Below are 26,533 nucleotides of genomic sequence, written 5' to 3' on the forward strand. Positions count from 1 at the left end.
CACTAAGGAGACAAAATTATGTGGTATTTTGCCTGGATTCTGGGTGTACTGATGGCGTGTTTTGCCAGTGTGATTGCTGCAATTTATATGGAACAACACCAAGACCTGGATGAGGAATAAAATATGACCGAAGCTGCGCTTGAGAAAACCGTTGTAGACAAGAAACCAAACAAATTTGCGATGATGATTTCCTGCCTGCTGGCTTTTCCTCTCGCCGCAGTGTTATTGGTTCATCCCTCTGCAATGCTGGATGCCAACGGTGAATATAGCCATAGTGCCATGATGTATATCATGATTGGTATTTCTGGAGGCTTTGTACATGGTGTCGGTTTCGTACCTCGCCACTGGTTCTGGAAATGGCTATTTAGTCCATTTTTGGCTTGGCCTTTGATGATCTGGGGCTATTACACCTGGTTTTTCAGTTAAGTTTTAAGACTAAAGAGGCCCTCGATTGAGGGCTTCTTTATATCGTTTATCCATTTCTGCTTTTTGTTGTACGCTTATATCACTCTGCATTTGGAAGCAATTTCCACATTGAGCATGAATGTAATGAAGATACTTTTCTTTACCCGCATGTCTTAACAATATTTGTAAAACCGGAACACATCCGACTTTTAGAATAATTTATCGATGGGTATGAATCGACATCACAATTCCCATACCTGCGAGCATAGAAATCACCGCCGTTCCGCCATAACTCATGAGCGGCAATGGGTCTCCAGTCACCGGCAAGATACCACTCACCATGCCCGAGTTTAAAAATACAAAGAAGAAAAAGGTCAGTCCAATAGCTCCGGCATATAAACGTCCAAAATTATGAAAACTGTTTAAGCCAATCATCAAACAACGAATAATAATCGCAGTAAATAAACTGAACAGCAGAAACACACCAATAAAACCGAATTCTTCGGCATAGGTCGACATAATAAAGTCGGTATGATGCTCGGGCAGATAACCCAAATGCGATTGTGTCCCTTCAGTATAACCTTTGCCTGTGGAACCACCTGAACCAATGGCGATTTTGGACTGAATGATATTCCAGCCTGCACCCAATGCATCCGACTCCGGATCAAACATCGTGGTGATACGTTTCTTTTGATACTCTTGTAGTACAAACATCCATAAAACCGGTGCTGCTACAGCCAGTGCTGCTGCCGCACCAACAATCAGACGCCACGACATCCCACTTAAAAACAAGACAAAAACACCCGGAACCACCAAACCAATATTCAAGTCAGGTTGGAGTGCAACCAAAACAAATGGTATAGCCAGTAAAATTAATGCACCGACAATATGTACAAATTTGGGAGGAAATGGCTTACGTGCAAAATACCAGGCCATCATCAAAGGCATGGCAAATTTCATTACCTCACTCGGTTGCATACTCCCAATACCAGGCAAAGTAATCCAACGCGTTGCACCCAGGCGTTTTTCACCAATCACAAACACCAAAAGCAGCATGAATATGCCAAAGGCATACAGGTAGGGACTGATCGCCTGATAGACTTTCGGTGGAATCTGCGCACAGATAAACAGCAGCACAAAACCAATCCCGAAACTAATCGCCTGACGAACAACCATCCCGGAATCTTCAGAGGTCGCGCTATACACCACCATCAACCCCAGGATTGCATTGAGAACCAGAAAGCACAACAACCAGGGATCAAGGTGCAACTTGGTCCACCGGGAGGAATCTTGCGGGTTAATACTACGTCCATCACGCAAAGAATGACGTAAAAACCGATACTGCTGTGAAGGTATCATTGGCCAAAAGGTGAAAAAGAATGATGGCAAAATTATAAGTGAAAGCTATAGGGAATAGATCGCTATAGCCAGATTTATTCTGCTTTTATTCAAATTTTATCGAATATATTTTTAAGCCTGAGCTTGTAAAATCAGCTTGGCCAGTTCCAGATCATCTGGATAGGTAATTTTAATATTATCGGAGCGCCCTTGCACCACACTCACCTGCTCACCGATATGTTCCAGTGCGCTGGCTTCATCGGTAATGTTAGCACCATCCTGCAAAGCCTGTTCAATCGCCCGTTTTAATGTGCCCAGCTTGGCCATTTGCGGCGTTTGTGCCTGCCAGAGCATGGAGCGATCCACCGTTTCCTCAATATCAGAACCGGTGACTACACGCTTAAGTGTATCTCGTACCGGAATCGCCAGAATCGCAGCCCGATCCTTGGTAATTGCCGTATTGACCAACTGTTGAAGACAATCCAGACTGACACAAGGGCGTGCCGCATCATGCACCATGACCCAGTCATCTTCAGAGGCCATTGCAGATAAATAATTTAATGCATTCAGCACCGAATTCACTCGCTCTGCGCCGCCCAAACAAAAATGTGCTTTTTCCAGATCGGAAAATGGCAGCGTTTTTGCGACATTGTCCTGTGTACCAATCGCTAATACATAACCAGTCAAAGGCAATTGATTCAGACGTGCAACGGTATGTTCAAGAACAGTTCGTTGTTGAAGCGTCTGATATTGCTTGAGTTCTGTTTTAGAAAAACGGCTACCTGAACCTGCAGCAGGAAGAATGACCCATAATTTACGGGGTATTTGTTGGCTCAGGTGACTCATTGGTTCGCAGATCTACTTTAGAATTTGGATTAAGATAGATGGGTTTATATTGAGTACTGATCGTGCTCATTTGAATAAAAGTTTCACGTGGCTTAATCAGGCCAAGATCTAAACGCGCATGTTCTTCGATGGCTTCAATACCATTCTTTAAATCGTAGACTTCTGCCGCCAGAACGCGATTACGTTCTTTCAGCTCATCATTCAATTCCATTTGCTGCTGGATTTTCTGGGTCAGCTGCTGATGATCATGATAACCACCTTCACCAAACCAGTATAAATATTGAAACCCTGCGATCAAAATGATCGCAAGGCCCAACAGTACTTTACTCGCAGTCGAGTCGAATACATTTAACATTGACATAAGTCGCTTAGTTCAAACCTTTAAACTCAGCTTTACCGCGATATGCAGCATTAGTCAATTCTTCAATACGAAGTAACTGATTATATTTCGCTACACGGTCAGAACGGCAAAGTGAACCGGTTTTGATTTGACCTGCTGCTGTACCTACTGCAAGATCCGCAATGGTTGAATCTTCAGTTTCACCTGAACGGTGTGAAATCACAGTAGAGTAACCATTTTCTTTGGCAAGATAGATCGCATCTAAAGTTTCAGTCAAGGTACCGATCTGGTTATATTTGATCAGGATCGAGTTACCTACTTTTTCGTTGATACCACGTTGCAGGATTTTAGGATTCGTTACGAACAGGTCATCACCTACCAACTGGATCTTGTCGCCAAGAATCGAAGTCAGGTAAGACCAGCCTTCCCAATCCGACTCATCCAAACCATCTTCAATTGAAATAATTGGGTATTGGTTTACAAGGCCAGCCAAATAGTCAGAGAACTGGTTGCTGGTGAACGCTTTGTTGCCTTCGCCCGCAAGAATGTACTGACCATTTTTGTAGAATTCTGAAGATGCACAATCCAGCGCCAGCATAATGTCAGAACCTGCTTTGTAGCCAGTTTGACCAATTGCTTCAAGAATAACCGTGATTGCTTCTTCGTTAGAACGAAGGTTTGGTGCGAAACCACCTTCATCACCCACAGCAGTGTTTAAACCTTTTTTGTTTAATACTGATTTAAGTGAATGGAAAATTTCAGCACCGGCACGTAGCGCTTCAGAGAATGAAGTGAAGCCTACAGGTTCAATCATAAACTCTTGGATATCAACGTTGTTGTCTGCATGTGAACCACCATTGATGATGTTCATCATTGGTACAGGCATGGTCAAAATCGAGTTGTTGCGAAGGTCTGCAATATATTGAAAAAGAGGAATTTTCTTTTCATCAGCAGCAGCGCGTGCAGCAGCCAAAGATACAGCTAAAGTTGCGTTTGCACCCAGTTTTTCTTTGTTTTCAGTACCGTCTAAAGCAATCATCGTGTTATCGATGTCTTTTTGTTCGAATACAGATTTACCAAGCAAAGCATCACGGATTAAGGTGTTTACATTATTTACCGCAGTTTTAACACCTTTACCTAAGTAACGTGCTTTATCGCCATCACGAAGTTCTAAAGCTTCACGAGAACCAGTTGAAGCACCAGATGGTGCACATGCACGGCCAACTACGCCAGATGCTAAGATTACGTCTGCTTCGATGGTAGGGTTACCACGAGAGTCCAAAATTTCACGTGCACGAATGTCAACGATTTGGCTCATGAACTATTCCTCAGTTGATTAATATGAGCTGCCTTTAGGGCAGCGCAAGAGTGATAAACTCAGTGTGTATCTAACTTTTCGAAACCTTTGACCAAGGTATCCAATTCTTTTAGCTGTGCCAAGAAAGGCTCAAGTTGAGACATGCGCAATGCACATGGGCCATCACACTTGGCTTTCTCTGGATCAGGATGTGCTTCCAGGAACAAACCTGCAAGACCGGTTGCCATACCTGCACGCGCCAATGTGGTAATCTGGGCGCGGCGTCCGCCAGCAGAATCGGCACGGCCACCTGGAGTTTGCAAGGCATGCGTCACATCAAAGAACACAGGCACATTCATTTCTTTCATGATATCGAAGCCCAGCATGTCTACAACCAGATTGTTATAGCCAAATGCTGAACCACGCTCACAAATGATCAGTTTGTCATTTCCTGCTTCCAGACACTTATGCAAAATATGACGCATTTCGTGTGGTGCAAGGAATTGTGCTTTTTTGATGTTGATGATGGCATCGGTTTTTGCCATGGCTTCCACCAGATCCGTCTGACGACTCAAGAAAGCCGGCAGCTGGATAATGTCCGCCACTTCTGCAACAGGCACCGCCTGGTACGGCTCGTGTACATCAGTGATGATTGGCACATTAAAGTGTTTTTTAATGTCAGCTAACCACTCGAGACCTTTGTCGAGGCCTGGGCCACGGAACGAATTCAAGCTTGAACGGTTGGCTTTATCAAAGCTGGCCTTGAACACATAGGGAATACCCAAACGTGTACAAATATCGACATAAGTCTCAGCGATCTCAAAAGCCAAGTCTTTAGATTCAAGTACATTCATTCCGCCGAATAATACAAATGGCAAATGATTTGCCATTTGTATATCGCCCAAACGTACAATTTCTTGTGGTTTTAATTGCGACATTTAAACTTCCTAGTTGTGTCCTACACACCGATTATTGAGTTTTTTGGTACTGCTTTTTCGCAGCATCAATGAAACCGGCAAATAATGGATGACCTTCACGTGGTGAGCTGGTAAATTCCGGGTGGAATTGTACCGCAATAAACCAAGGATGTTGAGGAATTTCAACTGTTTCTACCAGATGCTGTACCGGTGAATAACCAGAAATCTTCATGCCTTTTTCTTCAAGCAATGGGATATAACGGTTGTTCATTTCGTAACGGTGACGGTGACGCTCAATGATTTCTTCAGAACCATAGATTTCAGCTGTTTTTGTGCCTGCAACCAGTTCAGATTTTTGAGCCCCTAGACGCATGGTGCCACCCAAATCAGAGTCAGCAGAACGTTGCTGAACTTCACCGCGCTCATCTAACCATTCAGTGATCAAGCCAATCAATGGAGATTTGGTCGAACGGTTAAATTCAGTCGACGTTGCATCGCTAATGCCCACAACATTACGTGCATATTCGATTACAGCCAACTGCATACCTAAGCAAATACCAAGGAAAGGTACACCGTTTTCACGTGCGAATTGAATCGCCTGCATTTTGCCTTCAGTACCACGTTCACCAAAACCACCTGGAACCAGAATCGCATCGGCATCTTTCAATACTTCGTTCACGTCCTGGCTTTCAAGTTCTTCTGCATTGACATAGTCAATTTGGACTTTAACGCGGTTTTTCACCCCGGCATGTAAAAGTGCTTCGTTCACAGATTTATACGCATCTGGAAGTTCTACATATTTACCGACCATCGCTACACGAACGGTGTATTCTGGGTTCAATAATGCTTCTACCACGTTATCCCAATCGGTTAAATCCGCTTCAGGAAGGTCGTTATAACCAAAACGTTCGCAGATTAAATCATCAACATTCTGTTCGTAGAAAGTACGTGGAATCTGATAGATCGAACGTGCATCTTTACATACCACAACGGCACGTGCTTCAACGTTGGTAAATAATGCAATTTTACGGATAGTATCTGCATCTACATCGTACTCGGTACGGCAGATGAGAATGTCTGGCTGAATACCAATCGACAGAAGTTCTTTAACAGAGTGCTGTGTTGGTTTGGTTTTTAATTCTGCTGCAGACTTAATGTATGGGAGTAACGTTAAGTGCATTAACATGGTACGTTTATGACCAAGTTCAACCATTAGCTGACGTACAGATTCCATGAATGGGAGAGATTCAATGTCACCTACTGTACCGCCGATCTCTACAATCGCAACATCATAGCCTTCGCCTGCACGCAGGACACGCTCTTTGATATTGTCAGTAATGTGTGGAATAACTTGCACAGTACCACCCAGATAGTCACCACGGCGTTCTTTGTTCAGAACATCTTGGTAAACACGACCTGATGTGAAGTTATTCAGTTTGGTCATTTTCGCACGACGCAAGAAACGTTCGTAGTAACCCAAATCTAAGTCTGTTTCAGCACCGTCTTCTGTAACAAAAACTTCACCATGTTGGAATGGGCTCATCGTCCCTGGATCGACATTAATGTATGGATCCATTTTTACCATGGTCACTTTTAAACCACGAGCTTCTAAAAGTGCAGCAACAGAAGCAGCTGAAATACCTTTACCTAGTGATGAAACTACACCACCAGTAACGAAAATAAAATGGGTCATTGGGTTTCTCGTACAATCGAGCCTAAATCGGCCTGCAATGTTGCGCAATTTTACTTTACCTTGTACCTAGAAAGCAAAGTCAATCCGCATCAATTCAAAGAACAATAAACAATTGACTATTCTAACAGCAATTCCAATAAAAAATTACTGTAAGTTCATATGATTTCTATCTTGTAATTTGCTGCTATAATAGTGTAATCCCCTCCACACTTTTCTGTTTGATGCAATGATGATGAAGAAATTTTTACTCTGTACCGTAATCCTGACTGGCCTGAGCTTGACTGCGTGTGTAAAAAAAGAAGCACCTAAAGAAGAAGAACAAGTTGAGGTTAATCCAGCACCTGAAGTTGTAACGCCTGAACCAGCACAATTTGAACCGCTTGAGCCGGTAGAAGAAGCGGTAATTGAAGAAGTTCCAGAGACAACTGTGGAAATTCAACGTGAACAGACAGCTAACACGACGACTGAAATTCGTCGTGAAGTGAAGAAGCCTGAACCTGTTGAAGCTACACCAGCTCCAACAAGAACGCCGTCAGAAAACAATCCAGCTCCAGAGCCTTCAAAACCTGCAGCAACGCCTAAATCAAACTCTGATTCAAACAAATCTGAAGAAGACGCTGTGGCTGATGCCATTGCAGCAGCGATGCCAGCGCTTGATTAATCAAGAGAATTCATCAAAAAACCCAGCTTTTGCTGGGTTTTTTTATTACTCTTTTTTAAGCAGATGTCGGTGCAGAATTACGAGACAAGTGCATCAAATAGTCTGCCATTAATCGCGTAGCCCACGATTCTGTTTGCATCAGACCTTGATAAAATCCGCAATGACTGCCTTTTTTGGTGGTAATCACCATGATATTCGACATTGCCCGAATTTTTTCTTTATAAGGTTCCAGATTCTGGATATGACACACCGGATCATCTTCCGCATTTAAAATCATTAATGGAACTTTAATGTTTTCAAATACATAAATTGGATTCGTGGCCTTACTATAACTCTCATAGTCTGAAAAACCGGCCAGTTGATAATAACGCTGTTCAAACTCCGATAAGTCTTTTACCTCCAGCAATTGCTTCCAGGAAGGATAAATTTGCCAGGTTTCCTGATAAGGATGAATAAAGCGTTTGATTAGTTTTTTGGCCATGACTTTGCTATAAAACGGATGTACATGGGCAAATCCAGTTTCGGTGTTATAGCCTGGACATAAGGCAAAAGCCGCTTTTAACGGTGTTTGTGATCCCTCTTCTCCGAGATAACGCACCAGCAAGCCTGTACCCGCAGAAGATCCGACCCCATACAGCTCAGACTGAGGAAATCTATCCTGTATATACAGCAGTTGTTCACGTAGATCTTGGGTCGAGCCGAACAGGTTCATTTTAGCTACAGGCATGGGCAGGTCTGCATGCCCACGGCGCAAACACAAGGCCACTCGCCAACCGGTATGTTTATGCAGATCCTGTACCAGTTCACGCATCGACTCTGGAGAGCCGGTGATGGTATGTAATAAGACAATGGTCGGTGTATTTGCTGGCAAATCCAGCCCATACCAGGCAATACCGGTAATCCCGCCATCCGACATTTTTAGCTGTTCAAGTACATCATATTTAAGTTTAATCGTATGTTTTTTAATAAGATCCAAATATAGAATATGTGCGTGTGCATTGGCTAACCACGGCGTAGGACGATATTTTTGTTGCAGCTGCGGTAAGCGTTCAATGAGTCCTGAAAAAACACCATTTGGATGGTAATACAGGGTCGGTTCATCTGCGCCACTGAAGCGATCCAGATATTCACTGGACAGCTGACCCAATTTTTTAAGCAACATTTTCATCTGTCATCCTCTCTAGTTCGACTAGCTGTGATTTACAAACTTCATGCCGACTTGAATCAATAATTCGAATTAAGTTTTAACTTGGAATGACTGCATCCGTTGGCCCATTTGTACCGCTAAGGCTTCAAGTCCAGACTTAGGCCGGATCATCACTTCAAAATCAATGATCTGACCTTCTTCATTAAACTGAATCATGTCAACTCCCTTGAGTTTTTTATCGCTTACCTGAGCAGAAAACTCAAGTACGACATTGTTACCATCTTCACTTATAAATTCACGGTGATAAGTGAAGTTTTCAAAGACTTGGATCACATTGCTCAGAATAAAAAAGACCACCTGTTTGCCAGGATAAGGATGAAAAGCCACAGGTGAGCGAAATACAACATCCTCAGCAAGTAACTCATTCAAGATCGACATATCGCGGGTTGCTAACATCTCGTGCCAACGATCAATGGATTTTTTTGTAGTTTCGATGCTCATTTGAGGTTCCTTTTTTGTTTTGATATTTTAAATACAGAGCGCTCCCCCTTTATTAAAGGTGAGAAGTACTGCTTCACAAGGGAGATTCTTTCTTATAAATCCTCTCCTTTAATAAAGGAGAGGAAAAAAAGCAGGTTTTAATATTTTTAGATCACCGCTGCCAATTCAGCCCCCTGACGAATGGCACGTTTAGCATCTAACTCACCCGCTTCTTTGGCGCCACCAATCAGGTGTACACTTTTACCAGCAGATTTTAACTCATCAAACATGGCGGTATAAGATTCCTGACCAGCACAAATAATGACATTATCCACTTCCAACACCATTTGCTTATCATTGACGGTGATATGCAAGCCCTGATCATCAATCCTGTCATAGCTGGCACCCGCAATCATTTTCACGTCACGATGTTTAAGCCCTGTGCGGTGAATCCAGCCCGTGGTTTTACCCAGACTAGAACCCACAGAAGCAGCTTTTCGTTGCAATAAGTAAATTTCACGGGATGATTTTTCCAGAACTGGAGTTTTTAAACCACCGACCTGATCATATTTGGTATCGATGCCCCATTCATCATAGAATTTTTCTGGATTGATACTGCCACTTTCCCCTTCATGGCTCAGAAGTTCCGCGGTATCAAAACCAATACCCCCCGCACCAATAATCGCCACACGCTGTCCCACAGCTTTACGCTCTTTTAACACCTCGAGATAAGACAAGACTTTTGGATGATCAATCCCCGGAATATCCAGTTGACGCGGGGTTACCCCTGTTGCCACGACAATCTCATCAAATGCTGACGCTTCAAGTTCTGCAAAACTGGCAGTATGATTTAACTTTAACTTGATGCGTGGCTGCAACTCGATTTGACGTTTAAAGTAGCGCAAGGTTTCATAAAATTCTTCCTTGCCCGGAATGGTTTTGGCAATATTAAATTGTCCCCCAATCTGTGCAGCCGCATCAAATACCGTGACCTGATGACCACGATTCGCTGCATAGACTGCAAAACTTAAACCGGCAGGACCTGCCCCAATCACGGCAATATTTTTCGCTTCGCCAACATCTTTGAAGATGAGTTCGGTTTCATAACAGGCCCGTGGATTGACCAGACAGGTGGCAATTTTCATCGAGAAGATATGATCCAGACAGGCCTGATTACAACCGATACACGTATTGATCTCATCGCTGCGACCCTGTTCCGCTTTAAGCACAAACTCAGAGTCAGCCAGCATTGGACGTGCCATGGAAATCATATCGGCATCACCAGAAGCCAGTACATACTCAGCCATCTCAGGTGTATTGATGCGGTTAGAAGTAATGAGAGGAACTTTTACCAGACCTTTGAGCTTACGGGTAACCCAGGTAAAGGCTGCACGAGGAACCTTGGTGGCAATTGTCGGAATACGTGCTTCATGCCAGCCGATGCCGGTATTGATAATCGTGGCACCGGCTTTTTCAATGGCTTTAGCCAGTTGTACTACTTCATCTAAAGTTGAGCCACCTTCCACCAGATCCAGCATAGACAGACGATAAATAATAATAAAGTTTTCACCGACCATTTCACGGGTACGGCGCACGATCTCGATCGGGAAACGAATGCGGTTTTCATAGCTGCCGCCCCATTCATCATCACGATGATTGGTTCGCGCTGCAATAAACTCGTTAATCAAATAACCCTCTGAGCCCATAATTTCTACGCCATCATAACCGGCATACTGCGCCAGCTTGGCACAATTGGCGAAGTCATCAATAGTTTGCTGAACCTCAGCTGAACTCAAGGCATGCGGCTTGACCGGGTTAATGGGTGCCTGAATCGGAGAGGGTGCAACATTTTCTGCCTGATAGGAATAACGGCCCGTGTGCAAAATTTGCAGGGCAATTTTCCCGCCTGCATCATGCACCGCTTGGGTAATCACTTTATGCTTTTCAGCTTCTTCGACACTGTCAAGCTTGGAGCCGCCCTGAAACGTCACCCCATGATCATTGGGTGAAATACCACCCGTCACGATTAAGGCCACGCCACCTTTGGCACGCTCTGCATAAAAAGCTGCCATCCGCTCATATCCGCCGGGTGCTTCTTCAAGCCCCACGTGCATTGACCCCATCAGCACCCGGTTTTTGAGTGTGGTAAACCCTAAATCAAGCGGGGCAAGTAAATTCGGATATTTAGACATTTTAACTCCTTAGCGTGCTGATGTGCTGGCTATTTTTATTCAGCTGATCAGATATTGCATTTATCGATCAGAATTATGCAACTTGTTGCACTAATATATAAATCAGAATTGATTTTTATGCAACATGTTGCATAATAATCCCGAGTCATTTTTTTGAGACGTTTATGTCTTTATCACATGTGCTACTGACCAGCCTGATTGAAAAACCCAGTACCGGAATAGAACTGGCGCGGCGCTTTGACCGCTCAATGGGATTCTTCTGGAATGCGACCCACCAGCAAATCTATCGAGAGCTAAATGCCATGTCAAAACAGGGCTGGATTTCAACACTCGAAGAAGAAGATGCACATTCACGTAAAAAAACCTATCAGGTTGAACTGCCCGGTCGTGAAGAATTAGCTCACTGGATGATACAGCAAAGTCCACCGGCACAGTTGCGCGAAGAATTGATGGTACGCTTACGTGCCGAAGCGCAGCTTGGTGGCAACAACACATTAGCGGAACTGGAACGGCATTTAGTCCTGCACAAAGAAAAACTCAACACCTATCAGCAAATTTTTGCCAAAGACTTTGCCCAAGCTGATGAAAATGATCGCACCCTGTATATTCATAAAATGATTTTACAACTCGGCATTGATCAAGAACTTGGCTGGATTCACTGGCTGGAAACCGTTATTCCGCGACTCAAACAGTTTAAATAAACGATCGGGATAAAAATAAGGAGAATATTCATGCCCTTTTATCGCATGCCAGACGGCGAACAGCTGTTTGTACGTGAATACGGTCAGGGTCAACCGGTTTTAGTGTTGTCTGGTCTGGGCATGTTGAGCTGGCAATGGGCGGCCTTTTTATATCCGCATAAAAACAGGTTTCGTTTTATTATTCCAGAATGGCATGGTTTCGGTGCATCCAAAGACTGTAAAATTCCAGCAAATCTGGATGCAATTAACTGTCATTGGCAGGATGTGCGCTCAGTGGTAGATCAGCTCAAGTTCGATCGAGTCATAGTCATTGCCTACTCTATGGGGGCAACCACACTTATGCATGGTCTGCACTCTGATCATTTCGCTAAACGGATCACGGCTTATTTGCATATTGATCAGACACCCAAAATACCGGTAGATGATACTTGGGCTTTTGGTCTGTTTGGACCAAAACATGACGAATTTAGGGGGATTTTGCAGCAACTGTCTGTTCTCCTCGCTGCACATCCGCAAATTCAATTTATTCGCGATCTAGATCAAACAGTACGCCAACAGATTGGCGCATTATGGCTGCGCTTTATCCAGCTGCAAAACAGTCATCCCTATAGTCTTAAAGCATTTGAGTTTTTACTGCATCAACCTCGCTTTCAAAGTTTATTACTGCCATCCAGCCGTGTGGACTACATGGCCTGGTATATCAACAATTATCTGTATCATCGAGAAGATTACCGTGAAGCATTAACCAAACTTCAATGTCCGGTGACTTTCTTTAGCGGCGCGCAATCCCGGCTCTATCCTTTTGAAGGACAGCGCCTGATTGCAGAAAGCCTGCCTCAAGCCAAACAGGTGATTTTTAAAAAATCCGGTCATACGCCCTTGCTGACTGAACCGCTAAAATTTTCCAGAGAACTCGGTGTCTTCTTGAAAGAGAATTCACAATCGAGTACTTCGGCAGTTTAAATATTCAGGAGAAAAATAATGAAAAAACTGGTGGTCTTTTCAGGTGCGGGTATGAGCGCAGAAAGTGGCATCAATACCTTCCGTGACAGCGATGGTCTTTGGGAACAGTATCGGATTGAAGATGTCGCCACTCCGCAGGCCTGGGCCAGAGATCCGCAACTGGTACAGCGCTTTTACAATGCACGCCGAAAAAATATTCTGGAGGCAGAGCCAAATACTGCACATCTCCAGATTGCGCAACTGCAACAAGATTATGATGTGCATGTCATTACCCAGAATATCGATGATCTGCATGAACGTGCCGGCAGCAGCAAAGTGATTCATCTTCATGGCAATATCCGACTGGCCAAAACCTCAGGTCCAGATGCACAAAGTACGACCGAATTCTATCCGGTTGAAGAAACTGATTTAGATTTAAACAAGCACTTTTGCACAGCAGGTTATCCACTGCGTCCACACGTGGTCTGGTTTGGCGAAGCCGTTCCTGCCTATGCAGAAGCCCAAAATTGTGTACAAGATGCCGATATTTTTGTGGTGATTGGCACCAGTCTGCAAGTTTATCCAGTGGCGGGATTGATTCATGACATTCCGGTATCTTGCCAGGCCTATTATATTGACCCCAGAGCAGACCAACAACAATTGCCGGTACAATTTCACAAGATCACCCAAACGGCTACTGACGGTGTGCAACAGTTGATTCAGCTCCTAGAAAAATAATTTCATCACAAGACATATGCTGTGTCATGTTCGATGATGATTATTCAGGTATTTAGAAAACGTAGCGACACTTAATCATATTGGTTACAGCCTAAATACTATCTAACTCTTACTGTCTATAGCATACACCTCGTGATTTTCTAAAGTGAAATAGCCGTATCTAAGGCGCCACACTTAAACCAAATTTTTTCAAATTTGGATATTCATAGGGGGCATCTTCAGCTGGATAACGTAATGACTCGAGCCCATAAATTTGTGCAATATTCCATAAAATACTTTCACCCGCAGGTAGAGTTTGTGGCTGAATTTTATAAATTGAATCCTGATAAGCGCTATCACTATCAACAAATTTCCAGCCCTGTTGCTTAAACAAATCAATAATGTCTTCTAGCCAAGCCGCATTAATGGCTCTTACATGAAGTAAAAGCACATGCTTGGGGGAACGTCCTAATGTTTGTTGTGCTAAATTATCGTAATACTGTGCTCGATCAAGCAAATGAAACAGATAGGCTTGTTTTAATTTATTCAGGTTTTCTTGATCTTGTGCTTGCTGATACTGCAAAAACAGTTGATTGTAATACCAATCACTCGCATCGATGCTAACAGTTCCCGATTGATAATGATGGGTTATCAGCCATTGTCGTACTCCTTCCCTTTTTTCTAGCGTATTTCCCTCTTTAAGAAATGGAAATCGGTAACGTGGTACAAATCCGGGTAATGTAGAAAATATTTGATGTCCTTGCTCTATGTCTTTTAAATAATTTTTCAAGCTAATGTCATCTTTATTTAGGTTAAGATGTAAATTTCCATGATTGCCTATTCGATGCCCCTGTTTCCCCCACTCTGAAATCATCTGCAACCCTTTTTCTGTGCTAATTTTACTGACGCTTGGATAGACAATAGCCAAAATTCGCTTTTGTTTTAGGGTATTTAGAATGTTATTATTGATATGACAAGCATCTGGGTTATTGGCTGGGTCTAGTCCATCATCGAAACTGAGGGCGATCTGTTGAGCAAAAGCCACATGAGAAACACAGAGACATAGGCTTAAGACAATTTTTTTAATCATAAATGAGTGCTAGAGCTTAGAAAATAAATACCTTTTAACCTAGCATAATTATTCAAACTGATTGAACTTTACATCGACGGCTAATACGAAATTTATTTATTATCTAAGCTTATATATTGAATGGCAATTTTTTTAATGAATCACCACTTAGCTGTGGTGTAATGAGATTCCAGACATTATAAATGAGCGCCTATGTATCACATTATCGAGTGTGTTGGCTTTTAAATTTTAGTAACTTCAATATTTTTTTAATTGACAGAACGTAACAATCAATTTTTAATCAGCAGATTGTTGCATAAATGGAATTTTGGAATGCTGACTGATCTTGATGATTTTTACTGCTTTGCACAGGTGGTGGAACATGGCGGCTTTAGCGCAGCCGAACGTGCAACAGACATCCCTAAATCCAAGCTTAGCCGTCGTGTCCATAACTTGGAAGAACGTCTAGGTGTCCGCCTGATTCAACGCAGCTCGCGTCATTTTGCGGTCACCGATATTGGCATGAACGTTTACCGCCATGCACAAGTCATGTTAAATGCAGCACAGGCAGCACATGATCTGGTCGATCATCTTAGTACCGAACCGCGTGGTACGATTAAAGTCAGTTTGCCGGTTTTAATTGCCCAGAATGAAATCGCCAAAATCCTGCCAAACTTCCTCAAGCAATATCCAGAAATTAAAGTTCAGATGATGATCACCAATCGCCGGGTCGATATCATTAATGAAGGCTGTGATCTGGCACTGCGGGTACGCTCCAGTCTGGATGACGATCCGAATCTGGTCATCCGTCAGTTTGAAAAAATTGAACAGCATCTGTTTGCAAGTCAAGGTTATCTCAATCAGTTTGGTGAGCTAAAAACCCCCGAGCAACTGGCTGAACATAAGATTCTGACTATGGCAGAAGATCATACAGAACAATTTCTGACCTTACAAAACGAGCAGCAAGAACAAAAGAAAATTCGGGTCAGTCCAACTGTATTGGGTTCAGACCTCAATATGTTGGCGCAACTTGCGGCTTCAAGCTGCGGGGTGACCTTATTGCCAGATAACGTGGTAGAGCAGTATGTGGCACGTGGCGAACTGGTACGGGTTTTACCTGACTGGAAAGCACCGCATGGTATTTTTCATGCGGTTTATCCCTCACGTCGCGGTCTGCTGCCTGCAGTCCGGGTATTTATTGACTATCTGGTCGCAGAATTAAACCATAGCTAATAAAAATATGGACAAAAAAATAGCTCATTCTTGGGGAAAAATGAGCTAGAGAAACAGGTCACTACAGCACAGTGAATAAAAAAGGAAACTTTGTAACTGATTCTCAGTCTAACCAGACTTCTATTTTCAAACCATTGTTTTGCTGTAGTGTTTTGTATATTTTTGTCAGCAAAAACGATGAACTTGTAAATTTGGCAAGTCAAAAGTTTTTAACAGAAATCCCGTCAAAATTTTAAATTTCCGGATAATCACCCGTGCCTTCAGGCCATGGAGAGAGTAATTCAAATCCGGTTTCGGTCACATAAACCATATGTTCCCATTGTGCAGACCACGATTTATCCGTGGTAACCACAGTCCAGCCATCTTTTAGTTCTTTGACACGAGCTTTACCCATATTTACCATCGGCTCAATGGTAAAGACCATACCCGGCACCAGCTTGATGCCTTGACCCGGCTGTCCATAATGCAGAATATTCGGTTGTTCGTGATAAACCTTGCCGATGCCATGACCGCAATACTCACGCACAATCGAATAGCCTTCACGCTGTGCAACGGTTTGAATTGCATAACCAATATCGCCTAAGGTAGCTCCCGGCTTCACTGCATGAATCCCGGCCAGCATCGCTGCATAGGTGGTATTGACCAGTCGCTTGGCTTCTGAAGATGGTGTTCCAACATAGTACATCCGGCTGGTATCACCAAAATAACCGTCTTTAATAATGGCCACATCAATATTGATAATATCGCCATCTTGGAGAACGACTTTTGATGATGGAATGCCATGACAAACCACTTCATTCGGTGAAATACAGGTGGTTTTGGTATAGCCATAATAGCCAATATTGGCTGGCGTCACTTTTAATGTATTGACAATAAAATCATGACAGAGATCATCCAGATATTCAGTCGTGACACCTGGCTTGACATGCCCCCCGATCATCGCTAAAACCTCTGCAGCCAAACGCCCAGATATCCGCAGTTTTTCAACATCTTGCTCAGTTTTAAGACTAATCGCTGGAGCTCGCATATACCTATCCTCACTATGAATCCCTGAATTATAATCCCTTTTTTGCGAAATATGTCGCAGTTGTTGAGTTTCAGCACAGCAATTTTCCTTGAAATAGGAATTTTCACTGCTGCTTATTTATACAAACAATAACTGACATATTTTGATATCAAGTGTAGATATCTTTTGAGCTTATAAGGAAAAATATATTTTTCAGCGAATTATCAAACATATATTTCTACCAAGATTTGAATGACCGGTTATGTGATCCGCAAACTCACTAGAATCAAGGCTTCCAGCCTTAAAATAAACTCCAAAAAATTGGACATATACACTAAAATCGCTTTCTTTTGTTCTATTGATCTCCCTTTATGACAAGTCTGCGTACCCGGGATATTGTCGCCCTAGGTTTTATGACCTTTGCACTATTTATTGGTGCGGGCAACATTATCTTTCCACCGATTGTGGCTCAACAAGCCGGTGAACACGTATGGCTCGCTGCTTTAGGTTTCCTTATTACAGCAGTCGGCTTACCCGTGATTACCATTATTGCGTTGTCTCGCGTTGAAGGCTCCATTCAGGCACTAAGCTCGCCTCTGGGCAAAGCAGCCAGTATTTTGCTGACTGTAATCTGTTACTTAGCTGTTGGCCCTTTATTTGCGACGCCACGTACCGCAACCGTTTCTTATGAAATCGGTTTTTCATCTTACTTTGGCAATGAATCTGGCAGTCTGCTCATTTACAGCATCATCTATTTTGCTGTGGTGACCATCGTGTCCTTATATCCAAACAAGATTCTGGATACTGTCGGCTATTTCCTGTCGCCACTTAAAATTATTTCTTTGATAATTTTGGGTGTAGCAGCCGTGATGATTCCTGCCAGCAATCCGCCTGCAGCGATCGATAATTACGTTACCAGTCCAGTGACTGAAGGCTTCGTAAATGGTTATTTAACCATGGATACTTTGGGCGCTTTAGTTTTCGGTATTGTGATTGTCAAAGCCATTACTTCACGTGGTGTAACCGATAAAAAACTGATTACCAAATATGCGGTCAATGCCGGCATTATTTCTGGTATTGGTTTAACTCTAGTGTATTTAAGTCTGTTTAAACTTGGACTGGGTAGCCATGAGATTGCACCAAATGCAGCCAATGGTGCCATTATCCTGCATGCTTATGTACAACATGCTTTTGGCGATATGGGCGCTTACTTCCTGTCTGGCATGATTTTTATTGCCTGTATGGTGACTGCGATTGGCCTGACCTGTGCCTGCGCTGAGTATTTCTCCAGCTTGACCAAGATTCCGTACAAGATTTTTGTATTCATTCTGGTGGGCTTCTCACTGGTGATTTCAAATCTGGGTTTAACCAAACTGATTGCTGTTTCGGTTCCAGTCTTGAGCGCGATTTATCCACCTGCAATTAGCGTCATTATGCTGAGCTTCTGTGCAAGCTTCTTCAAGAAACCATCTCATGTGATTGCGCCAGTGACCCTGGTAGCCTTGATCTTTGGTATTTTTGACGGATTAAAAGTCGCTGGTTTTGAATTGCCTGCATTCCTGCAAAACTTACCTCTATCAGAACAGAATCTGGCCTGGTTTATCCCGTCCATGATTGTATTGCTGATTACAGCTGTGATTGACCGTATTAGAAACTAAAATTTCTAGGATGTCTGAAAAATCGTATTTTTACCCAAAATCCGGTTTTAGCGTGATCAATAATTGTCAGGTTTTACCCAAACGGACTTTTATTGTTTCTTACAGACAATATCAAATCATCGCTGTGTGTCTATTTACTCGTGCTTTTTCCAGAAAGTGTGATTCATAATTAGGCTCGAATGATCCTATTTTTAATATAAATATAAATAATTTTTTGAATTTTAGCTTTTAGATACATGTTGTTGCTGACTTAAACCATCTTGCCCCCTGACTTATACACAGTCTTACATTCTATTGATTAACACTACATATCTTTGGCGTAGAATTTGCATTTTCTATCTGCTCACATCAAACAATTGCTAGCTATTGTTTTCATGACGATATGGAGGTGTAATCTGAATATATAATGCTTTACTAATCAATTGATTATGTATTTTTACGACTAAAGAAGGCCATTTTGACCCTGAAAGTGCAGCCCGATGGTTGCAAAGGCTGATATTAAACAGTACAACTGTATGTTCAATTCTGACTAACTTAATCTGCTTTAGTCTTCAATAACATAAATAAATGGGAGGGATGGAGATGTTATCATTACATTTCAACAAGCAAGTCTTCATTGACGCTCTTAAAGCCAACGACACCAATCTGGTGACATTTATATGCACCACTTTTGCACTTATGCTGACTTTAACCGTCCATTGCTTAATTCAAGGTAATTTAAAACTTGAATACTTTGGTTATGCGCTGATCGTCTCAGCTGCTTTCTTCCTATGGGCTGCCATAGACCAGAAATACCGATAATCAAATTTTAAATTAGCCCAGATGGATGATGTGGCCAGTCATCCATCTGGTAAAAAAACCAAAATATTGCTTTTAAGAATAATTAAAATAGCCCACTAAATGCGCCATAGAGTAAAACCCCCGTTCCTCCAAGTTCTGCAATAATTAATCCCAGCATTGCCAAGCTCATCAGACTGCCAGGTAGATGAAACCGACCCAGTTGATGCGGTTGCTTAAACTGATTGGTGGTATCTTGCAGGAAACCATGCAGCATATAAGCTGCAATCGAAAAACTAAAAAATACGATATTCACCAGTACGCAGATCAAATTCATGGCACTGGATAAATCGGAATAATATGCCAGAACTGCCAGAATTAGCGTCGCTGGTGCATATAGCAGACTGCTACGATGGGCAATATCGACATAATAATGTGCGCGTGACTGTGGTGATTGACGGATCTGCCAATACTTCCAGACCCCGGTAAACATCCCAATCCACAAGAATATTCCACTAAAAATAATGGCGATTTTAACGGCCAGTGCAAGTTCCATTGATAGCATAAGCTCATTCCATATCTATTATTTTACTGACTTTTAAGTCATGCTTTGCGCCAGCATCCCTTCAAAAACTGTATAAAGTTAAAGCTTCATCAGGAAGCTAAAATCATAGTGTATCGTATGTCTGAATTTGAAACATTGACTCTACAGTGCCAGGATGGCTATCACTTAAGTGCACGCTTTTATGCGGCTTCTTCAGAATCTGAAAAACGTCCGGTATTGGTCTGTCCTGCCACAGGTATTACCCAACAGTTTTATCATCATTTCTGCATCTGGTTGCAAGCTCAGGGCTATGCGGTACTGGTCTTTGACTTTCGGGGAATTGGTGAGTCACTCGCAGGCCCTTTAAAACAGTCCAAAGCCAGCATTGTGCAATGGGGTCAACTGGATATTCCCGCCGCGATTGATGCTTTATTAGCACGTACTCATGCAGAAAAAGTGATTTTGCTGGGGCATAGTGCTGGTGGTCAGCTTCTGGGGATCGTACCAAATTATGACAAAGTTGCAAAAGTGGTGGCTGTTGCTGGCTCAACCGGACATGTCAAAGGACTTAAAGGTAAAACCAAACTACTGGCGCCGGTCATGTTCAATCTCATTTTCCCACTGGCCCGTATGAGCAAAGGATATGCTCCGACTCAAGCCATTGGCATGGGCGAAAATCTGCCTAAAGATGTGGCGCGTGAATGGGCACAGTTCTGTAGCAAACCGGGCTATGTCATGAATGCAATGGGTAAAACCCTATTACCACGCTCAGATTTTCATGCTCAAATCACCTGCCCGATTATTTCGATCTGGTCATCGGATGATGAAATTGCAACAGAAGCAAATGTAAAAGATTTACTGCGTTTATACCCCAATGCAGATACTCAGATGATTGAGCTTCAACCTAAAAGATATGCGCATAAAGCCATTGGCCATATGCTGATGTTTAAAAAATCACATCAAAACTTATGGCCGGTGATTGAACAACAATTGACGGTTTAAATCAGATTTAGATGGTTATTTGCAAGCTGCTATGTTCTAATACACGCAGTTTGAGATGAGCCTCTTACAGTATATGGGCTTGACCTATATACGACTAGCCCCTAACCATGGGGCTTTTTATTGCATGTATGATTTTAAAAACGTATTAACATTTAGCCGAAAAATGCAATGATGCTTTGGATCACCACAGCATTCACAATATCAATAAAAAATGCACCACACAGCGGTACAATTAAAAAAGCTTTATGTGATGGACCATAGCTATTGGTCACCGCCTGAATATTGGCAATCGCTGTCGGTGTTGCCCCCATACCAAAACCACAATGCCCTGCCACTAATACTGCTGCATCGTAATTTTTGCCCATGATTCTAAAGGTCACAATTGCGGTAAATAAAATCAATACCGCTGTCTGCGCCAATAAAATGGTAATGAGCGGACCTGCCAAATCGGCCAGTAACCAGAGTTGCAGTGATAGTAAAGCCATAGATAAATACAGGGATAAAGACGCATTGCCAAATACATCGATTGCACGGTCGAAGATATCGACTTTCAGCACATGCTCCAAGACATTACGCACAATCACACCTGTGCCTAAAGCCCATACAAAAGTGGGCAATTCAAACCATCTTCCCTGGCTGAAGTCTGTCATCTGATTGGCGACAAAAATACACAGGGCAAACATCCCCAAAGTCGACACGGCATTACTGGATGTAATCAATCGGGTTTTCTTTGGATACTCAAAGGGTGCGGTGTTAATGTGCGATTCGAGCTGCTGTTCATTAGTCTCTTGCGCTACTGTTTCAGCCAGTTGGTTGCGTTTAATCAGGAACTTGGCAACTGGACCGCCCACAAGTCCACCAATAATCAAGCCAAAGGTAGCACTTGCCATACCAAGGACAACTGCTCCCTGGATCGCATATTGAGTTTCCAGAACCTCGCCCCAGGCACCGGCGGTACCATGACCACCCGTTAAGGTGACGGAACCGACAATCAAGCCAATCAGTGGATCAAGTCCAAGCGCTGTGGCTAAACTCATACCGACAGCATTTTGCACGACTACAAATAAAATGACACAGACCAAGAAGGTCAGGAGCGATTTTCCACCTTCTTTCAGTTTCAAAAAGTCTGCACTTAAGCCAACAGAAGTAAAGAACATCAGCATCAGGATGGTTTGAATTTGTGCGTCAAATGTGGCACTGATATTAAACAATTTATAGAGAATAAAGGCCGTAATCGCTGCGACTAAACCACCGATTACAGGTTCAGGTAAGTTATAGTTCCTAAAGAAGCTAATTTTACTAACAAGATACCGCCCAATAAAAAGAAAAAAAACAGCAATTACTAGAGTGCCAAAGGCATCTATTTCATAAGTCATAACATTCCCTATTGGCTTTGTTTTCATACAGTTTTGGGAAAGAGAGATGAAAAATCAATCATAGAAATGTAATGCAAGTTATTGTTTCTAATAATTGTTTAATTTATAGCCCGAATAGACGCAATTAACGTGATGGAATATCATAAACCCAGTTGCGCGCTTGCTGATCTGTGGTTGTCTCACACACATAGTAATCGTGATTCCACGCGTCTTGATGGAAGATTTCTTTCTTCGCATAAATGACTTTCTTTGAGTTTTCGACACACTCAAAGTTGTCACCTTGGTCTTTGACTTGAGTTCCATTAAGAAAACCGCCAATACAGAGGAATCGGGATTGTTTAGGCATGTTTTAGGTCAACTTGCTAAATCATTTTTCAATGTGGGGATTAAACGATTTATTGGATAAAGTGTAAAGCATTACCAATAAAAGTTTTTCAATATTGGACATACTCAAAAATTTAATTCTGAAGTTGTGAAAAGATACAGAATTTCATGCTGCAAAATTTAAATTAGATGTCAACTCCCACCCTTTCTGTGTCAATTCAAATATTTCCCCCTTATTACCAATATCACGTATTAATTTTTTATTTATTAATGACTCTAAGGCCTCATCATATTTAAAAAATTCTCTATTATTTTCCATACCTAATTTTTGAGTTCTAATTTTAATTTCTTATTTTCATAAAAAAAATAAGGGCTGAAAAATCAGCCCTTATTTTATACCGCTTATTACTTAATTAACAAAGCAAATCATAGATTTGCTCTTGCGCTAGGGAAAAGCCTTTCGGCTTTTCTTAATCCTAGCTCATTAAGTCAATTGAGCAGCAGCAATTTTCTTCGTATCAACATTCGCAGCAGCGTTAGTATATTCGCTCATCTTGTCGAAGCTTAAGTATTGATAGATGTCAGCTGACATGCTGTCAATTTGAGCTGCGTACTGTTGGTATTCTTCTGGAGAAGGTAATTTACCCAATACAGCAGCAACAGAAGCAAGTTCAGCAGAAGCCAAGTAAACGTTAGCACCCTGACCTAGACGGTTCGGGAAGTTACGTGTAGACGTCGATACACAAGTTGTGTTCGGAGCTACACGTGCCTGGTTACCCATACATAATGAACAACCTGGCATTTCAGTACGCGCGCCAGCTTTACCATAAATATTATAGAAACCTTCTTCCATCAACTGATGTTCGTCCATACGCGTTGGCGGAGCAATCCACAAACGAGTTGACAATGCACCACCTGGAACTTTCTCTAACAATTTACCAGTCGCACGGAAGTGACCAATGTTTGTCATACAAGAACCAACGAATACTTCGTCAATTTTCACGCCTTGAACGTCAGAAAGAAGTTTTGCATCATCTGGATCGTTCGGGCAGCAAAGAACAGGTTCTTTAATGTCAGCTAGATCGATTTCATACACTTTCGTGTATTCAGCATCCGCATCCGCTTTAAGCAGTGATGGATTCGCTAACCATTTTTCCATGTTCTCAACACGACGAGCCATTGTACGCGCATCGCCATAACCTTCAGAAATCATCCACTTAAGCATAGTGATGTTTGAACGAAGGTATTCAGCAACTTTCTCTTCAGAAAGCGTGATCGAACAACCAGCAGCTGAACGTTCAGCAGAAGCATCAGACAATTCGAATGCTTGCTCAACAGTCAGGTCAGTTTCCATTTCTGTCAAATCGATCTCAAGGATACGACCAGAGAAGATGTTTTTCTTACCTTTCTTCTCTACAGTTAAGTCACCCGCTTGAATTGCGTAGTAAGGAATTGCATGTACCAGGTCACGTAGTGTGATACCAGGCTGCATTTTACCTTTGAACTTCACAAGTACAGATTCAGGCATATCAAGTGGCATAACACCAGTTGCTGCAGCAAAAGCTACTAGACCAGAACCCGCCGGGAACGAAATACCGATTGGGAAACGAGTATGCGAGTCACCACCAGTACCCACAGTATCCGGAAGAAGCATACGGTTTAACCAAGAGTGGATAATACCGTCACCTGGACGTAAAGACACACCACCACGGTTCATAATGAAATCAGGAAGCGAGTGTTGCATTTGAACGTCAACTGGCTTTGGATACGCAGCGGTATGACAGAAAGATTGCATAACAAGGTCAGCAGAGAAACCTAGGCAAGCCAAGTCTTTCAATTCGTCACGCGTCATTGGACCTGTTGTATCTTGCGAACCAACTGTGGTCATCTTAGGTTCACAGTAAGTACCTGGAAGTACACCTTGACCTTCAGGAAGACCACAAGCGCGACCAACCATTTTCTGTGCTTGAGTGAAGCCTTTGCCAGTTGCAGCAGGTTGAACCGGAGTACGGAACAATGTAGATACTGGAAGACCTAAAGCTTCACGTGCTTTAGTGGTCAAACCACGACCAACGATCAGGTTAATACGACCGCCCGCACGAACTTCGTCTAGAAGTACAGGTGTTTTAAGATCAGCTTCAGCAATTACAGCACCGTCTTTAGATGCAGAAACTTTCGCAGCAGCATGATCGATTTTAAGAACGATTTCATCGCCCATGTTCATGTTGCCAACATCGATCTCGATCGGTAATGCACCCGCATCTTCCATCGTGTTGAAGAAAATTGGCGCAATTTTAGAACCTAGGCAGTAACCACCGTCTTTTTTGTTCGGGATATGAGCAATGTCATCACCAAAGAACCAAAGCACAGAGTTGGTTGCAGATTTACGAGATGAACCTGTACCAACAACGTCACCTACGTAAGCAACTTGGTTGCCTTTCGCGATCAATTCTTTGATTTGGTTTAATGGACCAACTTCACCAGGAACTTCCGGGTTGATTCCGTCACGTACGTTTTTCAACATTGCATTTGCGTGCAATGGAATGTCCGGGCGGCTCCAAGCATCTTGTGCAGGTGACAAGTCATCAGTGTTGGTTTCGCCAGTGACTTTGAAAACTGTCAGTTTGATTTCTTCAGGAACGTCTGGACGTGAAGTAAACCATTCAGCATCAGCCCAAGACTGCATAACAGCTTGTGCATTTGCATTACCCGCTTTTGCTTTATCAGCGACATCGTGGAATGCATCAAATACAAGAAGCGTTTTCTTAAGCGCTTCAGCAGCAAGCTCAGAAAGTTCAGCGTTGTCTAAAAGTTCAACTAAAGGCGCTACGTTATAACCACCAAGCATAGTACCTAGCAAGTAAACCGCACGTTCTTTAGAAATAAGTGGAGAGGTTGCTTCGCCTTTTGCCAATGCAGCCAAGAACGCAGCTTTTACATATGCAGCTTGGTCAACACCTGCTGGTACACGGTTTTCAAGCAAATCTACCAAGTATGCTTCTTCACCAGCTGGCGGGTTAACTAGTAGTTCAACTAATGCAGCGGTTTGGGCATCGTCAAGTGGCTTCGGTGGGACTCCGAGTGCGGCACGTTCTTCAACGTGTTGGCGGTAAGCTTCTAGCACAGTGTTATTCCTCTTTTTTAAAAAATTACTTATGAATTCCTGCTTATTCCAAGCTTCACAAATAATATGGACTCCGAAATTTTACTAAATTTCCAGTTAAAAGTTAATGCAACTCAAGTGTTTCTTTGTGATGCTCGTTATTTTATAACTAAATGATGCTCTTAATGATTATTCAATAATCACTTTTAGATCAGATCTCAAGAAACAAGCCTATGAGCAGGCCCTTTTAACTGAATTTAATGCATAAAAAAGGCAACCATGATGTTGCCTGATTTGAAGTTAAAAAGATACTCCACCTTAGTGTACAGTGGTCGAGTTTAAATATTGCTGATATGAATCCCGGCAGCCTTTGAATTTCACCACGCATTCATCTTCACACATCGTGCTGTGATTATTGCTGGCAAAGGAAATATCCACCTGATACAGCTTTTTTTCTTGTTCTAGCACCTTCTTTAAAAATACTTTGTCGCCTACGCTCAGGACATAGCGACTACCAGCAATAATGACTACACCATGTTCATCTTCTAAGAGCAGATCAGAATGATGTAAATATCTGACGACTTGCATATTGTGTTACTCCTCGGGTAATTGGAGTTAAATTCATTATTCAATATAAATAGGACTTACGCATTGACGGATTCAAAAAAGTATTAAAATACTTTATAAAGTATCTGTGATCAGACGAATTAAACATGCTTCTACAGCAACTTGTACATTACCCATTTATATGGGCTTTCTCATGAC

Annotated in this window: 26 protein-coding genes; 10 read left to right on the forward strand and 16 right to left on the reverse strand. The window is 42.5% G+C overall.

Annotated elements, in window-relative coordinates:
* The first annotated feature begins 18 nt into the window (after positions 1–18).
* Both cydX and FTU45_RS11840 read left to right on the forward strand, forming a co-directional pair.
* On the forward strand, positions 19–120 hold the full coding sequence (gene cydX, locus FTU45_RS11835) for a cytochrome bd-I oxidase subunit CydX (protein WP_004278713.1): 102 nt from the start codon (positions 19–21) through the stop codon (positions 118–120).
* A 3-nt stretch (positions 121–123) separates the two neighbouring features.
* The gene (locus tag FTU45_RS11840) at positions 124–426 is read left to right on the forward strand and encodes a cyd operon YbgE family protein (protein WP_005170606.1); all 303 of its coding nucleotides are present in this window, start codon (positions 124–126) and stop codon (positions 424–426) included.
* Positions 427–624: 198 nt separating this feature from the next.
* Here the strand turns inward: FTU45_RS11840 and rodA are convergent, their stop codons facing one another.
* From rodA to FTU45_RS11870, 6 genes are all read right to left on the reverse strand, one after another.
* On the reverse strand, positions 625–1,764 hold the full coding sequence (gene rodA / locus FTU45_RS11845; RefSeq protein WP_074383200.1) for a rod shape-determining protein RodA: 1,140 nt from the start codon (positions 1,762–1,764) through the stop codon (positions 625–627).
* A 111-nt stretch (positions 1,765–1,875) separates the two neighbouring features.
* A complete protein-coding gene (ispD, locus tag FTU45_RS11850; protein ID WP_180076437.1) occupies positions 1,876–2,589 on the reverse strand; it encodes a 2-C-methyl-D-erythritol 4-phosphate cytidylyltransferase in 714 nt (237 codons plus the stop codon).
* Entirely contained in the window at positions 2,558–2,950 is a 393-nt protein-coding gene (locus FTU45_RS11855) for a septum formation initiator family protein (RefSeq protein ID WP_005097092.1), read from the reverse strand. The genes ispD and FTU45_RS11855 overlap by 32 nt, the downstream gene beginning before the upstream one ends.
* Positions 2,951–2,957: 7 nt before the next feature.
* Positions 2,958–4,247: a phosphopyruvate hydratase gene (gene eno, locus FTU45_RS11860; protein ID WP_005097093.1), complete on the reverse strand. Its 1,290-nt coding sequence runs from the start codon at positions 4,245–4,247 to the stop codon at positions 2,958–2,960.
* Between the two features lie 59 nt (positions 4,248–4,306).
* Entirely contained in the window at positions 4,307–5,164 is an 858-nt protein-coding gene (kdsA, locus tag FTU45_RS11865) for a 3-deoxy-8-phosphooctulonate synthase (RefSeq protein ID WP_180076438.1), read from the reverse strand.
* A gap of 31 nt (positions 5,165–5,195) precedes the next feature.
* Positions 5,196–6,836 carry a CTP synthase gene (locus tag FTU45_RS11870; protein ID WP_005097095.1) on the reverse strand — a complete coding sequence of 547 codons (1,641 nt, stop codon included), beginning with the start codon at positions 6,834–6,836 and terminating at the stop codon, positions 5,196–5,198.
* Positions 6,837–7,062: 226 nt separating this feature from the next.
* Between FTU45_RS11870 and FTU45_RS11875 the strand changes: the two genes are divergently transcribed.
* Entirely contained in the window at positions 7,063–7,497 is a 435-nt protein-coding gene (locus FTU45_RS11875; protein ID WP_005097096.1) for a hypothetical protein, read from the forward strand.
* Between the two features lie 55 nt (positions 7,498–7,552).
* Here FTU45_RS11875 and FTU45_RS11880 read toward each other — a convergent pair whose 3' ends face one another.
* The 3 genes from FTU45_RS11880 to FTU45_RS11890 all read right to left on the reverse strand — a co-directional run bounded on the left by FTU45_RS11880 (position 7,553) and on the right by FTU45_RS11890 (position 11,316).
* Positions 7,553–8,665: a YheT family hydrolase gene (locus tag FTU45_RS11880; protein WP_005097097.1), complete on the reverse strand. Its 1,113-nt coding sequence runs from the start codon at positions 8,663–8,665 to the stop codon at positions 7,553–7,555.
* A gap of 69 nt (positions 8,666–8,734) precedes the next feature.
* Entirely contained in the window at positions 8,735–9,145 is a 411-nt protein-coding gene (locus FTU45_RS11885; protein WP_005097098.1) for a nuclear transport factor 2 family protein, read from the reverse strand.
* 146 nt (positions 9,146–9,291) lie between these two features.
* The gene (locus FTU45_RS11890; protein WP_005097099.1) at positions 9,292–11,316 is read right to left on the reverse strand and encodes an NADPH-dependent 2,4-dienoyl-CoA reductase; all 2,025 of its coding nucleotides are present in this window, start codon (positions 11,314–11,316) and stop codon (positions 9,292–9,294) included.
* A gap of 164 nt (positions 11,317–11,480) precedes the next feature.
* Between FTU45_RS11890 and FTU45_RS11895 the strand changes: the two genes are divergently transcribed.
* From FTU45_RS11895 to FTU45_RS11905, 3 genes are read left to right on the forward strand one after another with little or no spacing between them, the layout of a single operon-like run.
* Positions 11,481–12,017: a PadR family transcriptional regulator gene (locus FTU45_RS11895; RefSeq protein WP_100329579.1), complete on the forward strand. Its 537-nt coding sequence runs from the start codon at positions 11,481–11,483 to the stop codon at positions 12,015–12,017.
* Between the two features lie 30 nt (positions 12,018–12,047).
* The gene (locus tag FTU45_RS11900; RefSeq protein WP_180076439.1) at positions 12,048–12,980 is read left to right on the forward strand and encodes an alpha/beta fold hydrolase; all 933 of its coding nucleotides are present in this window, start codon (positions 12,048–12,050) and stop codon (positions 12,978–12,980) included.
* An 18-nt stretch (positions 12,981–12,998) separates the two neighbouring features.
* On the forward strand, positions 12,999–13,697 hold the full coding sequence (locus FTU45_RS11905; RefSeq protein WP_100357034.1) for an NAD-dependent deacylase: 699 nt from the start codon (positions 12,999–13,001) through the stop codon (positions 13,695–13,697).
* Between the two features lie 160 nt (positions 13,698–13,857).
* On the opposite strand, the gene FTU45_RS11910 is transcribed toward FTU45_RS11905, so the two are convergent.
* The gene (locus FTU45_RS11910) at positions 13,858–14,766 is read right to left on the reverse strand and encodes a polysaccharide deacetylase family protein (protein ID WP_180076440.1); all 909 of its coding nucleotides are present in this window, start codon (positions 14,764–14,766) and stop codon (positions 13,858–13,860) included.
* Positions 14,767–15,078: 312 nt separating this feature from the next.
* On the opposite strand from FTU45_RS11910, the gene FTU45_RS11915 reads away from it, so the two are divergent.
* Positions 15,079–15,978 (forward strand): LysR substrate-binding domain-containing protein, encoded by a 900-nt coding sequence (locus tag FTU45_RS11915; RefSeq protein ID WP_159138302.1) that lies wholly within the window; start codon positions 15,079–15,081, stop codon positions 15,976–15,978.
* 232 nt (positions 15,979–16,210) lie between these two features.
* On the opposite strand, the gene map is transcribed toward FTU45_RS11915, so the two are convergent.
* Positions 16,211–17,005, reverse strand: a complete 795-nt coding sequence (map, locus tag FTU45_RS11920; protein WP_180076441.1) for a type I methionyl aminopeptidase — start codon at positions 17,003–17,005, stop codon at positions 16,211–16,213.
* 350 nt (positions 17,006–17,355) lie between these two features.
* Between map and brnQ the strand changes: the two genes are divergently transcribed.
* Both brnQ and FTU45_RS11930 read left to right on the forward strand, forming a co-directional pair.
* Positions 17,356–18,642, forward strand: a complete 1,287-nt coding sequence (gene brnQ, locus FTU45_RS11925) for a branched-chain amino acid transport system II carrier protein (protein ID WP_180049045.1) — start codon at positions 17,356–17,358, stop codon at positions 18,640–18,642.
* Between the two features lie 582 nt (positions 18,643–19,224).
* On the forward strand, positions 19,225–19,443 hold the full coding sequence (locus tag FTU45_RS11930; RefSeq protein WP_005097112.1) for a hypothetical protein: 219 nt from the start codon (positions 19,225–19,227) through the stop codon (positions 19,441–19,443).
* Positions 19,444–19,525: 82 nt separating this feature from the next.
* On the opposite strand, the gene FTU45_RS11935 is transcribed toward FTU45_RS11930, so the two are convergent.
* Positions 19,526–19,984: a hypothetical protein gene (locus tag FTU45_RS11935; RefSeq protein ID WP_180076442.1), complete on the reverse strand. Its 459-nt coding sequence runs from the start codon at positions 19,982–19,984 to the stop codon at positions 19,526–19,528.
* 117 nt (positions 19,985–20,101) lie between these two features.
* On the opposite strand from FTU45_RS11935, the gene FTU45_RS11940 reads away from it, so the two are divergent.
* Positions 20,102–20,965 (forward strand): alpha/beta fold hydrolase, encoded by an 864-nt coding sequence (locus FTU45_RS11940; protein WP_100355333.1) that lies wholly within the window; start codon positions 20,102–20,104, stop codon positions 20,963–20,965.
* Between the two features lie 152 nt (positions 20,966–21,117).
* On the opposite strand, the gene gltS is transcribed toward FTU45_RS11940, so the two are convergent.
* From gltS to FTU45_RS11960, 4 genes are all read right to left on the reverse strand, one after another.
* Positions 21,118–22,341: a sodium/glutamate symporter gene (gltS, locus tag FTU45_RS11945; RefSeq protein ID WP_005097189.1), complete on the reverse strand. Its 1,224-nt coding sequence runs from the start codon at positions 22,339–22,341 to the stop codon at positions 21,118–21,120.
* A 124-nt stretch (positions 22,342–22,465) separates the two neighbouring features.
* Positions 22,466–22,687, reverse strand: coding sequence for a hypothetical protein (locus FTU45_RS11950; protein WP_074383208.1), 222 nt, complete (start codon positions 22,685–22,687; stop codon positions 22,466–22,468).
* Positions 22,688–23,149: 462 nt separating this feature from the next.
* Positions 23,150–25,789, reverse strand: a complete 2,640-nt coding sequence (locus tag FTU45_RS11955) for a bifunctional aconitate hydratase 2/2-methylisocitrate dehydratase (protein WP_159138306.1) — start codon at positions 25,787–25,789, stop codon at positions 23,150–23,152.
* A gap of 297 nt (positions 25,790–26,086) precedes the next feature.
* Positions 26,087–26,356, reverse strand: a complete 270-nt coding sequence (locus tag FTU45_RS11960; protein WP_005097192.1) for a hypothetical protein — start codon at positions 26,354–26,356, stop codon at positions 26,087–26,089.
* Positions 26,357–26,533 lie beyond the last annotated feature (177 nt).

The sequence above is a fragment of the Acinetobacter sp. YH12106 genome (assembly GCF_013418995.1).
GTDB lineage: Bacteria > Pseudomonadota > Gammaproteobacteria > Pseudomonadales > Moraxellaceae > Acinetobacter > Acinetobacter pseudolwoffii.

Excerpts from the sequence above, each read along its gene's own strand:
- cydX (WP_004278713.1), top strand. The coding sequence starts at position 19 with ATGTGGTATTTTGCCTGGATTCTGGGTGTACTGATGGCGTGTTTTGCC.
- FTU45_RS11840 (WP_005170606.1), top strand. The coding sequence starts at position 124 with ATGACCGAAGCTGCGCTTGAGAAAACCGTTGTAGACAAGAAACCAAAC.
- rodA (WP_074383200.1), bottom strand. The coding sequence starts at position 1,764 with ATGATACCTTCACAGCAGTATCGGTTTTTACGTCATTCTTTGCGTGAT.
- ispD (WP_180076437.1), bottom strand. The coding sequence starts at position 2,589 with ATGAGTCACCTGAGCCAACAAATACCCCGTAAATTATGGGTCATTCTT.
- FTU45_RS11855 (WP_005097092.1), bottom strand. The coding sequence starts at position 2,950 with ATGTCAATGTTAAATGTATTCGACTCGACTGCGAGTAAAGTACTGTTG.
- eno (WP_005097093.1), bottom strand. The coding sequence starts at position 4,247 with ATGAGCCAAATCGTTGACATTCGTGCACGTGAAATTTTGGACTCTCGT.
- kdsA (WP_180076438.1), bottom strand. The coding sequence starts at position 5,164 with ATGTCGCAATTAAAACCACAAGAAATTGTACGTTTGGGCGATATACAA.
- FTU45_RS11870 (WP_005097095.1), bottom strand. The coding sequence starts at position 6,836 with ATGACCCATTTTATTTTCGTTACTGGTGGTGTAGTTTCATCACTAGGT.
- FTU45_RS11875 (WP_005097096.1), top strand. The coding sequence starts at position 7,063 with ATGATGATGAAGAAATTTTTACTCTGTACCGTAATCCTGACTGGCCTG.
- FTU45_RS11880 (WP_005097097.1), bottom strand. The coding sequence starts at position 8,665 with ATGAAAATGTTGCTTAAAAAATTGGGTCAGCTGTCCAGTGAATATCTG.
- FTU45_RS11885 (WP_005097098.1), bottom strand. The coding sequence starts at position 9,145 with ATGAGCATCGAAACTACAAAAAAATCCATTGATCGTTGGCACGAGATG.
- FTU45_RS11890 (WP_005097099.1), bottom strand. The coding sequence starts at position 11,316 with ATGTCTAAATATCCGAATTTACTTGCCCCGCTTGATTTAGGGTTTACC.
- FTU45_RS11895 (WP_100329579.1), top strand. The coding sequence starts at position 11,481 with ATGTCTTTATCACATGTGCTACTGACCAGCCTGATTGAAAAACCCAGT.
- FTU45_RS11900 (WP_180076439.1), top strand. The coding sequence starts at position 12,048 with ATGCCCTTTTATCGCATGCCAGACGGCGAACAGCTGTTTGTACGTGAA.
- FTU45_RS11905 (WP_100357034.1), top strand. The coding sequence starts at position 12,999 with ATGAAAAAACTGGTGGTCTTTTCAGGTGCGGGTATGAGCGCAGAAAGT.
- FTU45_RS11910 (WP_180076440.1), bottom strand. The coding sequence starts at position 14,766 with ATGATTAAAAAAATTGTCTTAAGCCTATGTCTCTGTGTTTCTCATGTG.
- FTU45_RS11915 (WP_159138302.1), top strand. The coding sequence starts at position 15,079 with ATGCTGACTGATCTTGATGATTTTTACTGCTTTGCACAGGTGGTGGAA.
- map (WP_180076441.1), bottom strand. The coding sequence starts at position 17,005 with ATGCGAGCTCCAGCGATTAGTCTTAAAACTGAGCAAGATGTTGAAAAA.
- brnQ (WP_180049045.1), top strand. The coding sequence starts at position 17,356 with ATGACAAGTCTGCGTACCCGGGATATTGTCGCCCTAGGTTTTATGACC.
- FTU45_RS11930 (WP_005097112.1), top strand. The coding sequence starts at position 19,225 with ATGTTATCATTACATTTCAACAAGCAAGTCTTCATTGACGCTCTTAAA.
- FTU45_RS11935 (WP_180076442.1), bottom strand. The coding sequence starts at position 19,984 with ATGCTATCAATGGAACTTGCACTGGCCGTTAAAATCGCCATTATTTTT.
- FTU45_RS11940 (WP_100355333.1), top strand. The coding sequence starts at position 20,102 with ATGTCTGAATTTGAAACATTGACTCTACAGTGCCAGGATGGCTATCAC.
- gltS (WP_005097189.1), bottom strand. The coding sequence starts at position 22,341 with ATGACTTATGAAATAGATGCCTTTGGCACTCTAGTAATTGCTGTTTTT.
- FTU45_RS11950 (WP_074383208.1), bottom strand. The coding sequence starts at position 22,687 with ATGCCTAAACAATCCCGATTCCTCTGTATTGGCGGTTTTCTTAATGGA.
- FTU45_RS11960 (WP_005097192.1), bottom strand. The coding sequence starts at position 26,356 with ATGCAAGTCGTCAGATATTTACATCATTCTGATCTGCTCTTAGAAGAT.